Genomic DNA, 15,579 nt, shown 5'->3' with positions numbered 1-15,579 from the left:
TTTAAAGTTGATTTTTAATAGGATAAGGTTTAAAATAGATACAGAACAAATGTTCGTAAAGGGTGAATCGGGAATGCTCAATATAATCCATGTGGATATGAACGCCTTTTACGCTTCCTGTCATCAGGCAAAAGACCCCTCGTTAAAGGGGAAGCCTGTCATTGTAGCCGGTGACCCTAAAAAAAGGAACGGGATTGTGCTTACGGCGTCCTATGAAGCAAGGGCTTACGGTGTAAAAACGGCTATGCCCAATTTCCAGGCTAAAAAGCTCTGTAAAAATGCCGTATTTTTAAAACCCGATTATATTCTTTACGTTAAAATGAGCGAAAGGGTAATGGATATATTAAGACGGTTTACTCCAATTGTGGAGGTTTTCAGCATAGATGAAGCCTGGCTCGATGTTTCGGGCTGCGAGAGGCTTTTCGGCGAACCCATTGAAATTGCAGAGAAAATACAAAAGGTTATAAAGGAGGAATTGGGCCTTCCCTGCTCTATCGGCATATCCTGCAATAAGATCCTTGCGAAGATGGCCTCAGACCTTAAAAAGCCCATGGGGATAACGGTGCTTTATCCTGAAGAAGTGCCTGAAGTTATATGGCCCCTGCCTGTAGAAGAACTTTACGGGGTAGGAAAGCGAATGGCAGACAAACTAAATTCTATGAATATAAAGACCATAGGGGATTTGGCGAATATCCCGGTAGAATTTTTGGAAGCCGCGTTCGGAGTTATCGGAAGGCAGCTATACCTTTGGGCAAACGGTATAGATGAAAGCCCGGTTGATCCAGGTTTTACAAAAGGGGAAAAGTCTATGGGGCATTCCATAACCCTTCCAAAGGATATTACAACCTTTGAAGAGGCAAGGGCTGTACTCCTTTCCCTCTCCGAACAGGTAGGAAGAAGGGTGCGCAAAAAAAATTTTGTGGGGAGGGTTGTAACCCTTACCATGAGGGATGATAGCTTTTTAACCAAGACCAGATCGGCTACCATTCCGTATACCAATACTACGGAAGATATTTACAAAACTGCAAAAAAGCTTTTGGAAAGTAACTGGGACGGGAAAACCCCTTTGAGGCTTTTGGGTGTGAGCTTGTCCGGGCTCACGAGGGACTTTGAACAGATTTCCCTTTTCCCCCATGATGAGAAATTAAGGAAGCTGAATAAAGTCATTGACAAGATAAAGGATAGGTTTGGGGAAAATGCGGTTTACAGGGCAGGACAAAAGTTTGAAAGGGATGAAGTTAAAATAGGCTTCAGGTCATAGGACCGCAAGCTTCAATTTTAAGCCTTTTGCCTCATGTCCAAAGGTTTTTTAAGGATTATTATGGAATTAGAAAAAAGAAAGGTAAGTGGAGGAGGCCGGGTGGTATGTTAAAGAAGGTTTTGGATGGTGTAAAAAGGCTCTGGACGGAAGAAGAAGGTCAGGGAATGGCAGAATACGGTCTTATTCTCGCATTGGTTGCTATAGTGGTAATAGGTGCATTGACAGTTCTTGGAAGAAGAATTTCTAATAGAATGAACGATGTAGCAAACAATTTAGGTAACGACTAAAATTATATAACTTATTATTAAAATACAAAATTGATAATTTTGTATATCATATTAGAGATAGATTTCTACAGATAGGAGAGAAAAATCCTTAATAATATCAGGAGTAGCAATTAAAAATTATAAACAAAAATTAAATCAATTGGCCCTACTTAACGGTAGGGCCAAATTTACAAATGCGGAGTGAGAGTGGATGGAGGCCTTAAAAGAGATCCTTCTTATTGTATTGGTTTTAACATGCCTTATTAGCGATCTTTTGAAAAATAAGATCTACAATGCGGTGATTTTTCCGGCACTAATATTAGGGTTTTTAATAAATGGGTATTTGGGTGGAATAAAAGGTTTTGTGCTGAGTTTAGAGGGCATGTTTCTTGGGATGTTGTTCCTTTTTATACCTTATCTATTGCGGGGCATAGGTGCCGGAGATGTCAAATTTTTAGGAACAATAGGTGCTATAAAAGGCCCTGCTTTTACGTTAAACGCCTTTTTATATTCAGCTATTGCCGGAGGAATTATTTCCCTTGCCATAATGTTTTTTGACAAAAATTCGCGTTATAAGATAAAATCGGTTTTTCTTACGCTTTTGTCAATACTGGGTTTTGTCCCGAAAGGTCTAAATCTTTTGGAGAATTTAGATTCTCCTTCAAAAAAAGGGCGATTCCCTTATGGTATAGCTATAACCTTGGGCACAATTGCCGCGTTTATATTTTCAATTTAAGAGGTGTGGAACTTGATCGGGATAAAAAAAATAATAAAAGACCAAAAGGGTCAGTCCATGGTTGAATTTGCGCTTATCCTGCCAATACTTATCGTGATGATCTTTGGGATTTTGGAATTTGGCAGGATTTATTATGCTCAGATAGTGCTGACAAGGTCAGCAAGGGAAGCGGTTAGGCTCTGCGCTGTCGGGAAAACCGATGATGAGGTTGTACAAAGGATATACGAGATTACTCCTTTGCCGGATTTGGCACAAAATTTGAATATTGAGTATATTTCGCCGCCACAAGAAGAGAGAAAAACAGGGGACCCTGTTACCGTAAAAATTTCCTATAAACTGACACTAATAACTCCCTTTATTTCCAATTTTTTAGGAAACCCTTTAACTTTGAAAGCAGAGGCTACAATGAGGATGGAATGATTATTGGGGTGTTGCCTTTATGATTGTAAATAATAAACTCAAAAATTTAATAAAGGGGCAGGAAGGGCAGGCAATGGTGGTTTTTGCCCTTTCTTTAGCTGTGCTTATCGGAATAACGGGACTTTTTATGGATACGGGTCTTTTGGTGCTGGAAAAAGAAAGGCTTCAAAATGCCTGCGATGCCGCTGCGCTTGCAGGGGCCTACGAGCTTCCCGATGAGGAAAAGGCAATGGAAAAGGCAATAGAGTATTTTCAAAAAAATGGTTATGCGCCTGAAGACCTCAACATCTCCTTTGACAGCAGTCAAAACAAAATAACCGTTGAAGCATCAAAAAATGTTGAGTTTACTTTTATGAGGATAATGGGTTTTAAAAACAAAACGGTTAAGGCAAAGGCTTCTGCTGTTTACGGTGCGGTAACTGGAGTAACCGGCGTAGTGCCCTTCGGCATACCGGACCAGAGCTTTGAATTTGGCAGGGAATATACCCTGAAGGCAGCACCTAAGGACGATTACGGCCCGGGAAACTACGGAGCTTTAGCTTTGGGATTCAGGGGTTCTTCCACTTATGAGAACAATTTGAAATACGGATATAATGGGTTTTTGAAAGTGGGCGATTGGGTCCAGACAGAGCCGGGCGACATGTCAGGGCCTACGGAAAGAGGGGTAAACTACAGGCTTTCCTCGTGCCCCCATGAACCCAAATGCACCATTGAGAGTTACCATCCCGGATGCCCTCGGGTTATGATAGTGCCTATATTTGACCCGTCTTCACTCCTTCAGGGCAGGGATGAAGTGAGGATAGTGGGTTTTGGCTCTTTTTTGTTGAAGGGGGTTTCAGGAAGCGGGTCAAAAAATGAGGTGACCGGATACTTTATAAAAATGGTGCCTCCTGATGGCACAGAATTTACGATTGATCCTTCACAGCAAAATTACGGACTTCATGCTGCGAGGATAGTGGAATAAAAAGGTTGGGGGAAAAGATTATGAAAAGTAAAATGATTTTATTACTTGCCATTCTCTTAGGTCTTTTATCTGCTTTTGGAACTTACAAATATCTTAGTGATTTGGAGGCTAAGTACAAGATTACAGGGGAATTCATTGATATAGTGGAAGCAACAAAAAAGATTCCTGCAAAAACCGTTATAGAAAGCAGTATGGTCACTACAAGAGAAGTGCCATTGAAATATGCCCCTTATGGAGCAATGAAAAAAGATGAGGTAATAGGGAAAATCGCAAAATACGATATACTTCCCGGCCAGATAATACAAAAAGATCTAATTTTGGACAAAAAAGACCCTGCCGCGGGGCTTTCAGTAAAAATTGAACCGGGAAAGAGAGCCATTTCTATTCCGGTAAACAATGTGGTTGCTTTAAACGGCCTTTTATCTTCAGGGGACAGGGTTGATGTTATTGTAACCTTCGATGCTCCGCCGGACAAAAAATTTGCCGTTACATCTACAATTATACAAAATGTACCTGTTCTTGCAGTGGATGCAAGTTTAAATGCACAGGGGCAAAGCAAAACTGAACCTAAAACCGTGACTTTGATGGTGACGCCTGAAGAGGCCCAGCAGCTTGCTTTTGCCGTTCAGCACGGCAGTATACATCTGACTTTAAGATCGCCTCAAGATACCGGTAAAATTCCACTAAATTCGACAAAAGCGGAAAACCTTTTAAGATAAGCGGAGGTGTGAAAAATGGCCATAACCGTTGTCATTGCTGACGATATACCTACGACAAGAGATGACATAAAAAGGCTTTTGTATTTCGAAGAGGACATAGAAGTAATAGGAGAGGCTGCGGACGGATATGAAGCGGTGGCATTGGCAGAAGAATTAAAACCCGATGTAATATTAATGGATATAAATATGCCCAGGATGGATGGAATAGAAGCTACAGAAAGGATTACCACAAACAATCCTCAAACGGCTATTGTGATTATTTCCATTCAAGGGGAGAACGAGTATTTAAAAAAGGCCATGGCAGCAGGAGCACGTGAATATCTTATAAAACCCTTTACGGCTAAAGAACTTTCCGAGACCATAAGAAGGGTCTATGAATCCCAGCAAAAAAGAAACATGGCTTGGATAGGAACCAAAATAGAAAAACCGGACAACTTACCGCAAAAAAGGGGAAAAATTATATCCTTTTTTTCGACAAAGGGAGGGGTTGGAAAAACCGTAGTTGCTGTAAACCTTGCTATGCAGCTTTCTAAGGATGTGCAAAAAAAGGTGGTACTTCTCGACCTTGACCTGAGTGCAGGAGATGCCGCTTTGATGCTCAACATAGCCCCAATTACAAGTATTGTGGACCTTGTTAAAGAACAAGAGGAATTAAGCTATGATCTTTTGGAGGTTTTTTTACTGCCCCATGTTTCAGGATTAAAACTCCTTGCAGCACCGGAAAGGCCGGAATTTTCCGAGTATGTCACATCTAAGCATGTTGAAGAAATCTTGAGGATATTAAAGGATAACTTTGATTATATTGTAGTCGATTTACCAGCTTATTACAGCGATACCAATATCAGCGTGCTTGAAGATTCTGAATATATTATACTCCTATTAAATCAGGATATAACTTCTCTAAAAAGGGCGAAAATCGATTTTGAGATATTAAAAAAATTAAATTTAGAGCAAAAGGTTAAAGTAGTATTAAACAAAAAAGGGAATGACGGTTTTAAACCTGAGGACATAGAAAAGGTGCTTGGCACAAAGATATTTTCCTATTTGATAGAAGATGAAAGAACTGTAGTAAGTTCTGTAAATAAAGGAAACCCCTTTGTCTTGAGCGCACCCAAGTCAAAGATTGCTTTATCTATAGCTGAACTTTCCGAGAAGTTGGGGCTGAGGTGATGATAAATGTCACTTCTTGAAAAGTTGGAAGGGGCAAAAATACAAAAAAATTTAAAGGAAGAGGACTTAAAAAGGTACAACGAACTTAAATCAAGGCTTCACAGGAGTATTGTTGATGAGCTCAAAGACTTCAAGTCAGAAGATGACAACAAGGAAGCTTTAAAAAGGAAGATAGAAGAGTTTGTGGAGGCCTTTTTGGCAAAGGAAGGGGATTATATACCAAAGGTAGACCGTCAAAAAATAGTCCAGGAAATGATAAATGAAGTAATTGGTTTTGGACCTATTACACCCCTTATTGAAGACCCGGAAATAAATGAAATAATGGTAAACGGTCCTAAAAAGGTTTATGTAGAAAGAAAAGGCAAAATAGAATTGACAGATGTTACTTTTAGGGATGATGAACACGTAATGAACATAATAGAAAGGATCGTGGCACCTATAGGAAGGCGTATAGATGAAAGTATGCCTATGGTGGATGCTAGATTACCTGACGGCTCTCGAGTCAATGCCGTTATACCTCCTCTTTCACTGATAGGACCAGTAATTACCATAAGGAAATTTTCTAAAAAACCTCTCAGCATCCAGGATTTAATTAATTTTGGCACATTAACGCAAAATATGGCGGTATTTTTAGAGGCCTGTGTTAAGGCAAGGTTAAACATATTAGTAAGCGGTGGAACGGGCAGTGGAAAAACGACCACGTTGAATGTCCTGTCTTCTTTTATACCTGAAAACGAAAGGATTATAACCATAGAAGATGCTGCGGAACTTCAACTGCAGCAGCCTCATGTTATAACCTTGGAAAGCCGTCCACCCAATATAGAAGGCAAAGGAGCCATAACAATAAGAGACCTTGTAAGAAACGCATTGAGGATGAGGCCTGACAGGATTGTTGTGGGAGAGGTGCGCGGTGGAGAAGCCCTTGACATGCTTCAGGCAATGAATACAGGGCATGATGGCTCTTTGACTACCGGACATGCAAACTCTCCAAGGGATATGCTTTCAAGGCTTGAAACAATGGTGCTGATGGCAGGAGTAGAACTTCCGGTAAGGGCTATAAGGGAGCAGATTGCCTCAGCTATAGATCTTATAATTCATCAAAGTAGGCTTAAAGATGGATCGAGGAAAATAATAAACATTGTTGAAGTGCAGGGGTTAGAAGGAGATGTGATTGTTTTACAGGATATATTTACCTTTGTTCAAACGGGAGTTGATCAGAACGGAAAAGTCCTCGGATTTTTTAAACCGAGCGGAGTACTGCCAAAATTTATGGAAAGGTTTGAAGCTTACGGGATTAAACTTCCCCTTTATATCTTCGATCCTAATTATTCCGAGGAGGTAAAAAATGAGTCTTCAAATTCTTCTGTTGTTAAACTTTCTCGCCGTCTTTTTGACGGTGGTTTACGTTTATGAAAAAAGAAAAGAAAATAAGGAACAATTTTTGGAAAGGATAGGTGGAGTATTAAAGCAGCAAAAAGCCGGGAGTAATAAAGATATTAAAAATCTTTTAAAAGAGGTCGTAAAGTGGGGAGGAAGGCTTTCTATTGCAAAATCCCTCGGAAAGTATATAGACAATAAACTGGAAGAAGCAGATGTTTTATTAAAAGGTGAAGAGTTTATAAGCATTGTGTTTTTCTCCTTTTTATTTGCTTTCGTATTTGTTTTTATGATAACTCTAAATTTTTCGGTTACTGTCTTAGTTTCTCTTGTGGCTTCTTTTCTCCCTTTTTTGATACTTGAGTCGGTACGACAAAAGAGGATTCAAAAAATAAACTCCTCTATAACCGATGCACTGACAATAATGTCGGGGGCCCTTCGCTCGGGGTTTAGCTTTCTTCAAAGCATGGATTTTGTGCAAAAAGAGCTGAAAGGTCCCTTGAGCCGTGAGTTTTATAGGGTTATTAAAGAAATAAACTTTGGAGCCTCTACTGAAGATGCCCTAAAAAGCATGTCAAAAAGGGTAAAGAGTGAGGATTTGGACCTTGTTATAACTGCGGTTTTGATCCAAAGACAGGTGGGAGGCAACTTAGCAGAGGTCTTAGATAATATCACAGCAGTAATACGGGATAGAATCAGGATAAAAAGGGAAGTAAAGACCTTAACAGCGCAGGGCAGGATATCCGGACTGATAATAGGCCTTTTGCCGGTTCTACTTGCCGTTTTTATGTTAACTGTGAACCCTGATTATATAAACGAACTTTTTGTAAACCCCCTCGGAAGGATTCTGCTGTTAGTTGCTTTTTTGGGCGAGGTAGCAGGCTTTTTGATGATTAAAAAGATAGTAGATATAAAGTATTAAAGGTGGGATAAATAATGCTGTTTGCTGTATCCCTTTTAGCATTCCTCTTTACCTTTGTATTGACCTTAGCTTTGACAAACAAAATCTATGAACCGCAAATTTATATACAAAAAAGGCTGTATCAAATGGCGGATAAAAATAATGATATAACGTTGAGGCAGGTAGAACTTTCGCTACCTCTTTTTAAAAGAACTATAGAACCTTTACTAAATAAAATTGCTGCTGCCCTCAAAAAACAGGGGCTTTTGAAAATGGTTTTTGTTATATTGTTTTCTACTTCCCTTTATATTTTTTTTACTATCCTCGGTGTATCAAAATTTAGGGCTCTATTTTTTCTTATTGTTGGAGGAATTTTAGGTTATTATATTCCAGACTTAATTAAAGAGAGTAAAAAAAGAAGGATAAAGGAAGATGTAGAAAAGAGGTTGCCGGAAGTCCTTGACTTGCTCACGGTATGCGTTGAGGCCGGACTTGGGTTTGATGGTGCAATGGTGAAGGTGGTGGAAAAAACAAAGGGGGTGCTTGCTGAGGAAATGGCAAGGGTAATAAACGAGGTCAGGATGGGAAAGCCTCGCAAAGAGGCATTAAGGGACATGGCGGAAAGGCTTTCTGTTGACGAACTTTCAAATTTTGTAGGGTCTATAATTATGGCAGAACAGCTCGGTATAGGGATAGGAAATGTGCTTCGCCTTCAATCAAAGGAAATAAGAAGCAAAAGGCGGCAAAGGGTGGAAGAGATGGCCATGAAGGCGCCGGTTAAAATGCTGCTTCCCATTGTATTTTTTATATTTCCTGCTATATTTATAATACTGCTCGGGCCTGCAGCTTTGCAGTTAATGAAAATATTTGCAAAATAGGGAGGATTTTATGCTCGCCGTAAATACAAAAAATAATAAAATAATCGCACAAAATTTAAAAATAGCGGATACCTTTATAAAAAGGCTTATAGGATTAATAGGTAAAAATCACTTTTATAAAGGGGAGGCCTTACTTATTACTCCGTGCAATTTTATTCATACTTTTTTTATGAGATTTCCCATTGATGTGGTTTTTTTGGATAAGGACGACAATGTTATAAAAACTGTAACAAATTTGAAGCCTTATAGAATTTCACCTTTTGTAAAAAGGGCTTATAAAGTCTTGGAACTCCCCGAAGGCACAGTTTTAAATGCTCAAATTGAGGAAGAGGATAAAATCCTTTTTTTGGAGGATAGGAGGGAGTGAAGTGATATGAATATTATGGTAAGACTTATCTTTATTTTCCTTTTACTTAACCTTTTAAGCCTTTTAATTTTTGGAAGTGGTATTTTTTATGCGGCTTTTTTTATAAAGACTTCTTTTGAAAACCTTTTAAGTTTCGGAATTATATTGATTCTTGTGAGTATAATTGTTAATACTTTATTTTTTTATTCATATATTAGAAATAGAATAATAAAGCCCTTTAATAAAATTGCTGAGATTGCAGGCAACCTTTCCACGGGAGATTTTTCGGAAAGGTTTTCACAACTGCCACAAAAAGCTTATTTTCCCTTTCTGATTACATTGGATAACATGGTTGACCACTTTGAAAGGTTATTAGATTATATTGATTCATCGGTGAAAGATGTAAACTTTTTATCCAATAACGTGATTCAGAGACTGGATATTATCGAAAAACGGGAAGATGACGAAAAAAAGGTTGAAATTATTAAAGAAATAAAATCTTCTACAAAAAGGATAACGAGGATAAGTCTTCAGCTCACCTCCTTAATTCGACAGTTTAAATTAAAAGATAAAATTAATGAAGGATTTTAAGCTCTTTTATAGAATTAATCTATTAATCCTATAAAAAAGGTGATACGGCTTGATTGATGTATCCTATCTTGATAAAATTATTCAAAAGGTGAAGCAGGTTGTTGAGAAGAGTAAAGAAGAAATTTACGGTTTAAGTGAAAATGCAAGGCAGGAATACGAGAGGGCTAAAAGGGAATTAGAACAGGTCAAAACAGAAATTAAAGAAATTATAGAAGAGGTCGACCGATTGGAAAAGGAATATATAAAGGCAAGGATAAGATTGGTTGAAGTGAGCAGGAACTTCAGGCTCTTTAAAGAAGAGGATATAAAAAATGCTTATGAAGAAGCTCATTCGAAACAGATAGAGCTTATAAACAAGAGAGAGAAAGAAAAACTTTTAAGAAACACCCGGGAACACCTGCAAAGGTATTTAAAAAACTTGGAAATGACAATAAAACGGTCAGAGGAATTGATAATAAATATAAGCATGGTTATTAAGATTTTAAATAACGAACTTTCTACTTTAAGCGATAAAATTGGGGAATTGCAGCAGTTTCAGGCTTTGGGCCTTTCAGTTATAACCGCTCAGGAAGAAGAAAGAAAAAGAATTGCGAGGGAAATACACGATGGTCCTGCACAGAGCTTGGCAAACATTGTGATGCGGGCAGAGTATATTTTAAAACTGATGGAAGTGAATCCATCCTTAGTAAAGGATGAATTATTGACATTAATGGAACTTGTGAGAAAAAGCTTAGCAGATGTAAGAAAAATTATTTTTGACTTAAGACCGATGTCCTTAGACGACTTAGGTCTTATTCCTGCTTTGAGACGGTATATAGAACAGTTTACGAAAAATTATGGGATTTTTGTAGAATTGACCGTTCTCGGAAAAGAATACGCTTTAGATTCTACACTTGCTATTGCTATCTTTAGGATTATTCAGGAATCGCTTAATAATGTAAGAAAATATGCAGGAGCCACGGAAGTTGTGGTGAAATTAGAATATTTACCTGATAGGATAAATGGCACCATAAGGGACAACGGCTGCGGCTTTGATGTGGAAAAGGTCCTTGCGGATAAAGAAGGCACTGCTTTTGGGATAATGGGTATGAGAGAAAGGGTTCAGCTTTTAAAAGGGAAGTTCGAGATCAGATCAAAGATTGGTAGGGGAACGGAAGTAATGTTTTTTATTCCGGTAAAAAAGGATAATAAATCCGGAGGGAATTAAATGATAAATAAAGAAGGAGAAAAAATTAGAGTAATAATTGCAGATGACCACGCTTTAGTAAGGGAAGGAATTGCGAAAATATTGTCCCTTGATCCGGATATAAAAATAATTGGCGAAGCAACGGATGGGAAAGAAGTTATAGAACTTGCAAAGAAATTAAAGCCCGATGTGATCTTAATGGACATTAATATGCCCAATGTAAACGGTATAGCAGCTACAAGGGAGATAAAAAGGGAAAATCCCGATATAAAAATAATAGCTCTAACTATACATGAGCAGGTGGATTATTTATTGGAGCTTATCCGTTATGGAATTTCGGGATATGTTTTGAAAGACGTAAAGCCCGATGAATTGATAAAAACAATAAGAGATGTTTTTGATGGCAAAGGGGTAATTCCGCCTTCCATGACCCCAAAGGTATTTGAAGAAATAAACCGATTATCCCAAAAGGATGATGGTGTAACATTTGATCTGACGCCGAGAGAAATAGAAATTTTGAGGGAACTTGCAAAAGGGCTTTCAAATAAGGAAATTGCGGAAAAACTTTTTATCAGTGAAAAAACCGTGAAAAATCATCTTACAAATATATTTCAAAAAATGGGGGTTAATGACCGCACCCAAGCGGTTTTACTGGGAATAAAACATAATATTATAGATATATGATTTCGGGGGGCAGTGTGTTTGATAAAGGTTGCAACCTCTGGCTATGCCTATAAAGATTGGATAGGCAAATTTTATCCTGAGGGAATAAAGGAAAAGGATATGCTTGCCTATTACAGCCGTGAGTTCCCCTTCACTGAAGTGAATTCAACGTATTACAGCATGCCGTCTCCCTATATGTTTTATCACATGATGAAAAAAACACCTGAAAATTTTGTTTTTGTTGTAAAAGTATTTGGTGGCATCACCCATCATGGGGATTTGAGCCCGGTAACAGTAGAAAAATTTAAAGGTGCTGTAAGCCCCATTATTGAGGGAAAAAGGTTGGGATGTATTTTAGCCCAATTCCCTTACAGCTTTCACAACAATGACAAAAATCAGGATTTCTTAAAAAGAATGCGCGAGGCATTTAAAGAAATTCCTTTGGCAGTAGAATTTCGCACTGTAGATTGGCTTACAATAGATACTGTAAGGCTTTTAAGAAATTTGGATATTGCCTTTGTGTGTGTGGATGAACCCCCTCTGCGGGGGCTTTTGCCTCCTGTAGCCATTGCCACAAGCAGTTTTAGTTATATAAGGTTTCACGGGAGAAATAGAGAGAGTTGGTATAATCACGAAAATTCCTATGAAAGATATAATTATTTGTATAAAGAAGAGGAGTTAAGGGAATGGGTACCCAAGATTAAAGAATTAAAAAGAAAAACGGATTTGGTTTATATAGCGATGAATAATCATTTCAACGCACAGGCGGGTTGTTTTGGGATATGGAAGGCTATAAGTTAATTGCCCTCGATGTAGATGGGACGCTCATAAATAGCAGGTATATTCTTACAAAAAGGACGATAAAAGCCTTAAGGCAAGTAATGAATAAGGGCTTATACGTTACCTTATGCACAGGAAGATTTTATAGGAGCGCAATAAGAATTGCAAAAAACATCCCTGTAAATGCTCCTATAATAACTTCAGATGGAGCATTGATAAGGGATGTTTATAATAATCGGATATATTACGAGAAGGCTTTACAAAAAGATGTCTTGATGGAAATTATTGATACAGTTTCGGGCTGTGACGATGTGAAGCTTCAAATCTTTTTGAGGGACAAAAAAATATTCTTGGGGAAAAGTTATCGAGTTGCCCAGTTGAAAAGATTTTATACCTTTGCGAGGAGGTTTTCGTTCATAGGTAGCGTAAATTACATCAGGGACTTTGTGCTCATTCCTGTTAAGAATATAGATGATGTAAATAGACTTAAAAAATATGTTGACCGAATTTATATAGACGGGTATATGAAAGAATCCCTTGGGCTGCCGCTGAAAGCGGTTATCTCTGGGAATCCCGTCACCATTGTTGAGTTAACAAAAAAGTTTGAAAAAATGTTTGGCAAATCTATCTACATTACATCTGCAGTTAAAAATACGGTGGATATAGTAGACGGGGAGGTTTCTAAGGCAAAGGGTCTTGAGGTAATATCCCGTATCCTAGGATTGAAAAGGCAAGATATCATTGCTATTGGAGACAATTACAACGATATTTTAATGCTGGAATATGCGGGACTCGGAGTACTAATGGGGAATGCACCTTTAGAATTAAAAGAAAAGGGGCTACCCCTTACTCTGACGAATAACGAGGAAGGGGTAGCTTATTTTATCGAAAGCCATTTTAAAAATACCTTTTTTTCGCACTTTCAATGATTGCTCCTATAAATTCCTTACCGGAAAACCCAAAAGCCTTTGCCATGTAACCCATGTAACCGTGATGTGTTTTTCCGCTGGACATGGTAAGCCCTGCAAAGGTATTTATTTCCAAGAAGTAAGGTATGCCGTCCTCACTCAATATCATATCGATTCTTCCGTAATCTTTTGCATTGAGGACTTTATAAATGGATAAGGCGGTATTTTTTATTTTTTCTTCTATTTCCGGAGATAGCAATGCGGGGCAGGTTATCTTTTCTTTATCGTACATTTTGTGTTCGAAGGTGTTCGTTTTAACACCGCTGTAGCTTATCTCAAGAAGGGGTAAAACCATGGGATTTTCGTAACCTATGATTCCGACAGTTATTTCTCTACCTTTGATGTATTCTTCTACAAGGGCAGGCTGCCCTATTTTTTCGGTGATTTTGGCTATTACTTTTTTCAAGTCTTTTTCGTTTTCCACTATGTTTTCATCGCTGATGCCGGAACTGTTTCTTCCCCTTAAGGGTTTTACGAAGAGGGGAAATTTTAAATCATGAGAAGGTATATCATCGGGGCTGTTGGAAACAAAAAATTTTGGGGTTGGAAGGTTGTGAAAGGCAACTATTTTTTTCCTGGCAGCTTTATCAAGGGATACCAAGTCAAGTCCGGAACCGACAAAGGGAATGTTAAAGACCGTTAAAAATGCTACTTCTTCAAGGGATGAGGCATTAAAAACAAGATCTACTTTTTCCTCTTCAATTTTTTGTAGAGTTTCTTTGGGATTATCCCTTTTCCATTCAATCATTACAGCATCGTATCCGTTTTCTTTTATGAAGGTGTAGTGATGATAAGCCTCATCGTAGGCATCGTCAAACACATTATCGGATATTCTTTGCTGGAGTTCTACATTTCTAAACCTTCTCCAAAATACCCCTACCTTCACGCTCCACCCTCCCCTAATTTATATTTTTAAAATATTAAAAGCTATGGAGGACCATAGCTTTTCCTCCTCTCGTTACGCTTACGAGGTTAGCTGACGGGTTCGGGTTGAGAGGCAACTTAATTTTAGCAAAAATAAAAATAAATGTCAAAAGCGATTGAATATCATTAAATTATAGCTTTAAAAAACATTATAATTGTTAATTATTAAAGCTAAAATACTTGTTTTTTTCAAAAGTTGGAATGAAATTTAAGGCCTCTTCGGGAGTCAACTGCCTTCTTATCGTTATGTTTAATTCCTTTGTGAGGTCTATTTCTTCAAAGCTCTTTAAAAGCTTTACTTTTGGCCTGAAAGGAAGGTCTGAGGAAGCTACAACTATAGCTGCTTCTTCAGTGCTCAGCATTACCAGGGTTCCTGGGGGGAAGGGATTGATACACGACAAAAAAGCTCGTACAAGATTAAAGGGGAAAAGGGTGTTACAGGAACCTTCAATCATCTCGTAGACCTCATGTACCGGGATGGCTCTACGGTATACCCTATCGGTAGTCATGGCGTTAAACACATCGGAAATCGCACAGATATAGTCAAGATCGTTTATTTCAAGTTGTTTTAACCTTCTCGGGTAACCGCTGCCGTCAAATCTTTCGTGATGGTTTAGAACAATATTTAAAGAAAAAGGGTTTAAATTTTCATCATCTTTTTTCTTTAATATTTCATAACTGAAAAGGGGATGTTTTTTTATTATTTCATATTCTTCTGGAGTTAGTTTTGCTGGCTTATTTAGAATTTCCGGCGGTATCTCCAATTTACCTACATCGTGTAAAATGCTACCCATGCCCAATGCAAACAGCTTTTTTCTGCTGTAGCCCAACTTTTTTCCGGCAATGAGGGAAAGAATGCATACATCTACAGAGTGTGCAAAAGTATATAAGTCGTTAGAACACAAGTTAGTTAAATTTTCTGATACTCCCTTTTCAGAAAGGATTTCTTCTATAAGACTTTTGACCACATCTGCCACATTTTCTAAATCCAATATATGCCTGTTTTTTATCCAATCCATTAAAGTAATAAGGGCGTTCTGTCTTAATTTTTCAGAGATACATTCCTTTATTTGAAATTCATCGTAAGGTATAGGGCCTTCGACTTCAACTGTTATAATGTTATTCTTTTTTAATAATGAAATCAAGCTTTCGGTAAGTATAACGCCTCTGTTTAAGAGGAGTTCGCCCCTTTTACCGAAAAGCGGTTTTTCTACCCTCATACCGGAAGTTAAAAAATTTACAGGAACTTTCAAAACAATTACCTCCCAGATTTAACTCACTTTTAATAATTCTTTCCTTTCTTCAGAATTAAATATTTCCTTCAACTTTGCGATTCTTTTAATGAAAGGAGCATAAAAAATTAGCAAAATTTGACTATTTTTTATAGAATTATTTTATGCTTTTTTGTCGAAATTGGTCAAGATATTTT

The 15,579-nt window shown here is 37.9% G+C and carries 18 protein-coding genes; 16 read left to right on the top strand and 2 right to left on the bottom strand.

The genetic code is table 11. The features are described 5' to 3' along the window. The first annotated feature begins 7 nt into the window (after positions 1-7). The 16 genes from ACPLVF_RS06900 (at position 8) to ACPLVF_RS06825 (ending at position 13,187) form a co-directional block, all read left to right on the top strand. A complete protein-coding gene (locus ACPLVF_RS06900) occupies positions 8-1,261 on the top strand; it encodes a DNA polymerase IV (protein ID WP_424907103.1) in 1,254 nt (417 codons plus the stop codon). 104 nt (positions 1,262-1,365) lie between these two features. Further along, positions 1,366-1,548, top strand: a complete 183-nt coding sequence (locus tag ACPLVF_RS06895) for a Flp family type IVb pilin (RefSeq protein WP_424907102.1) — start codon at positions 1,366-1,368, stop codon at positions 1,546-1,548. Positions 1,549-1,738: 190 nt separating this feature from the next. Further along, on the top strand, positions 1,739-2,263 hold the full coding sequence (locus ACPLVF_RS06890; protein WP_424907101.1) for an A24 family peptidase: 525 nt from the start codon (positions 1,739-1,741) through the stop codon (positions 2,261-2,263). Between the two features lie 12 nt (positions 2,264-2,275). Beyond that, positions 2,276-2,683 carry a TadE/TadG family type IV pilus assembly protein gene (locus ACPLVF_RS06885; RefSeq protein WP_424907100.1) on the top strand — a complete coding sequence of 136 codons (408 nt, stop codon included), beginning with the start codon at positions 2,276-2,278 and terminating at the stop codon, positions 2,681-2,683. Positions 2,684-2,702: 19 nt separating this feature from the next. Continuing rightward, positions 2,703-3,647, top strand: coding sequence for a TadE/TadG family type IV pilus assembly protein (locus tag ACPLVF_RS06880; RefSeq protein WP_424907099.1), 945 nt, complete (start codon positions 2,703-2,705; stop codon positions 3,645-3,647). A gap of 20 nt (positions 3,648-3,667) precedes the next feature. Beyond that, positions 3,668-4,366, top strand: coding sequence for a Flp pilus assembly protein CpaB (gene cpaB, locus ACPLVF_RS06875; RefSeq protein ID WP_424907098.1), 699 nt, complete (start codon positions 3,668-3,670; stop codon positions 4,364-4,366). Positions 4,367-4,381: 15 nt separating this feature from the next. Beyond that, the gene (locus ACPLVF_RS06870) at positions 4,382-5,536 is read left to right on the top strand and encodes an AAA family ATPase (RefSeq protein WP_424907097.1); all 1,155 of its coding nucleotides are present in this window, start codon (positions 4,382-4,384) and stop codon (positions 5,534-5,536) included. 6 nt (positions 5,537-5,542) lie between these two features. Next, positions 5,543-6,949: a CpaF family protein gene (locus ACPLVF_RS06865; protein WP_424907096.1), complete on the top strand. Its 1,407-nt coding sequence runs from the start codon at positions 5,543-5,545 to the stop codon at positions 6,947-6,949. Then, positions 6,882-7,835, top strand: a complete 954-nt coding sequence (locus tag ACPLVF_RS06860; protein WP_424907095.1) for a type II secretion system F family protein — start codon at positions 6,882-6,884, stop codon at positions 7,833-7,835. Before ACPLVF_RS06865 ends, ACPLVF_RS06860 begins: the two co-directional genes overlap by 68 nt. 14 nt (positions 7,836-7,849) lie before the next feature. Beyond that, entirely contained in the window at positions 7,850-8,692 is an 843-nt protein-coding gene (locus ACPLVF_RS06855; RefSeq protein ID WP_424907094.1) for a type II secretion system F family protein, read from the top strand. 10 nt (positions 8,693-8,702) lie between these two features. After that, positions 8,703-9,059, top strand: coding sequence for a DUF192 domain-containing protein (locus ACPLVF_RS06850; RefSeq protein ID WP_424907093.1), 357 nt, complete (start codon positions 8,703-8,705; stop codon positions 9,057-9,059). Positions 9,060-9,065: 6 nt separating this feature from the next. Further along, entirely contained in the window at positions 9,066-9,629 is a 564-nt protein-coding gene (locus tag ACPLVF_RS06845) for a hypothetical protein (protein WP_424907092.1), read from the top strand. A 49-nt stretch (positions 9,630-9,678) separates the two neighbouring features. Further along, positions 9,679-10,836, top strand: a complete 1,158-nt coding sequence (locus ACPLVF_RS06840) for a sensor histidine kinase (RefSeq protein ID WP_424907091.1) — start codon at positions 9,679-9,681, stop codon at positions 10,834-10,836. Next, positions 10,837-11,499, top strand: a complete 663-nt coding sequence (locus tag ACPLVF_RS06835; protein WP_424907090.1) for a response regulator — start codon at positions 10,837-10,839, stop codon at positions 11,497-11,499. An 18-nt stretch (positions 11,500-11,517) separates the two neighbouring features. Then, positions 11,518-12,279: a DUF72 domain-containing protein gene (locus ACPLVF_RS06830; RefSeq protein ID WP_424907089.1), complete on the top strand. Its 762-nt coding sequence runs from the start codon at positions 11,518-11,520 to the stop codon at positions 12,277-12,279. Next, entirely contained in the window at positions 12,261-13,187 is a 927-nt protein-coding gene (locus ACPLVF_RS06825) for a Cof-type HAD-IIB family hydrolase (protein ID WP_424907088.1), read from the top strand. Before ACPLVF_RS06830 ends, ACPLVF_RS06825 begins: the two co-directional genes overlap by 19 nt. On the opposite strand, the gene ACPLVF_RS06820 is transcribed toward ACPLVF_RS06825, so the two are convergent. Both ACPLVF_RS06820 and ACPLVF_RS06815 read right to left on the bottom strand, forming a co-directional pair. Next, positions 13,156-14,112: a D-alanine--D-alanine ligase family protein gene (locus ACPLVF_RS06820; RefSeq protein ID WP_424907087.1), complete on the bottom strand. Its 957-nt coding sequence runs from the start codon at positions 14,110-14,112 to the stop codon at positions 13,156-13,158. The two genes, ACPLVF_RS06825 and ACPLVF_RS06820, sit on opposite strands and share 32 nt — an antisense overlap. A gap of 196 nt (positions 14,113-14,308) precedes the next feature. Beyond that, positions 14,309-15,403 carry an HD-GYP domain-containing protein gene (locus ACPLVF_RS06815; RefSeq protein ID WP_424907086.1) on the bottom strand — a complete coding sequence of 365 codons (1,095 nt, stop codon included), beginning with the start codon at positions 15,401-15,403 and terminating at the stop codon, positions 14,309-14,311. Between the last annotated feature and the right edge of the window lie 176 nt (positions 15,404-15,579).

This window comes from Thermovenabulum sp. (assembly GCF_049701175.1).
Taxonomy (GTDB): domain Bacteria; phylum Bacillota; class Thermosediminibacteria; order Thermosediminibacterales; family Thermosediminibacteraceae; genus Thermovenabulum.
This window is presented reverse-complemented; position numbering and strand designations above follow the sequence as displayed.

What these genes read in the sequence shown, in the direction of transcription:
- ACPLVF_RS06835 (WP_424907090.1), top strand. Translation starts at nt 10,837, where the DNA reads ATGATAAATAAAGAAGGAGAAAAAATTAGAGTAATAATTGCAGATGAC.
- ACPLVF_RS06865 (WP_424907096.1), top strand. Translation starts at nt 5,543, where the DNA reads ATGTCACTTCTTGAAAAGTTGGAAGGGGCAAAAATACAAAAAAATTTA.
- ACPLVF_RS06855 (WP_424907094.1), top strand. Translation starts at nt 7,850, where the DNA reads ATGCTGTTTGCTGTATCCCTTTTAGCATTCCTCTTTACCTTTGTATTG.
- cpaB (WP_424907098.1), top strand. Translation starts at nt 3,668, where the DNA reads ATGAAAAGTAAAATGATTTTATTACTTGCCATTCTCTTAGGTCTTTTA.
- ACPLVF_RS06895 (WP_424907102.1), top strand. Translation starts at nt 1,366, where the DNA reads ATGTTAAAGAAGGTTTTGGATGGTGTAAAAAGGCTCTGGACGGAAGAA.
- ACPLVF_RS06845 (WP_424907092.1), top strand. Translation starts at nt 9,066, where the DNA reads ATGAATATTATGGTAAGACTTATCTTTATTTTCCTTTTACTTAACCTT.
- ACPLVF_RS06860 (WP_424907095.1), top strand. Translation starts at nt 6,882, where the DNA reads ATGAGTCTTCAAATTCTTCTGTTGTTAAACTTTCTCGCCGTCTTTTTG.
- ACPLVF_RS06825 (WP_424907088.1), top strand. Translation starts at nt 12,261, where the DNA reads ATGGAAGGCTATAAGTTAATTGCCCTCGATGTAGATGGGACGCTCATA.
- ACPLVF_RS06890 (WP_424907101.1), top strand. Translation starts at nt 1,739, where the DNA reads ATGGAGGCCTTAAAAGAGATCCTTCTTATTGTATTGGTTTTAACATGC.
- ACPLVF_RS06880 (WP_424907099.1), top strand. Translation starts at nt 2,703, where the DNA reads ATGATTGTAAATAATAAACTCAAAAATTTAATAAAGGGGCAGGAAGGG.
- ACPLVF_RS06850 (WP_424907093.1), top strand. Translation starts at nt 8,703, where the DNA reads ATGCTCGCCGTAAATACAAAAAATAATAAAATAATCGCACAAAATTTA.
- ACPLVF_RS06870 (WP_424907097.1), top strand. Translation starts at nt 4,382, where the DNA reads ATGGCCATAACCGTTGTCATTGCTGACGATATACCTACGACAAGAGAT.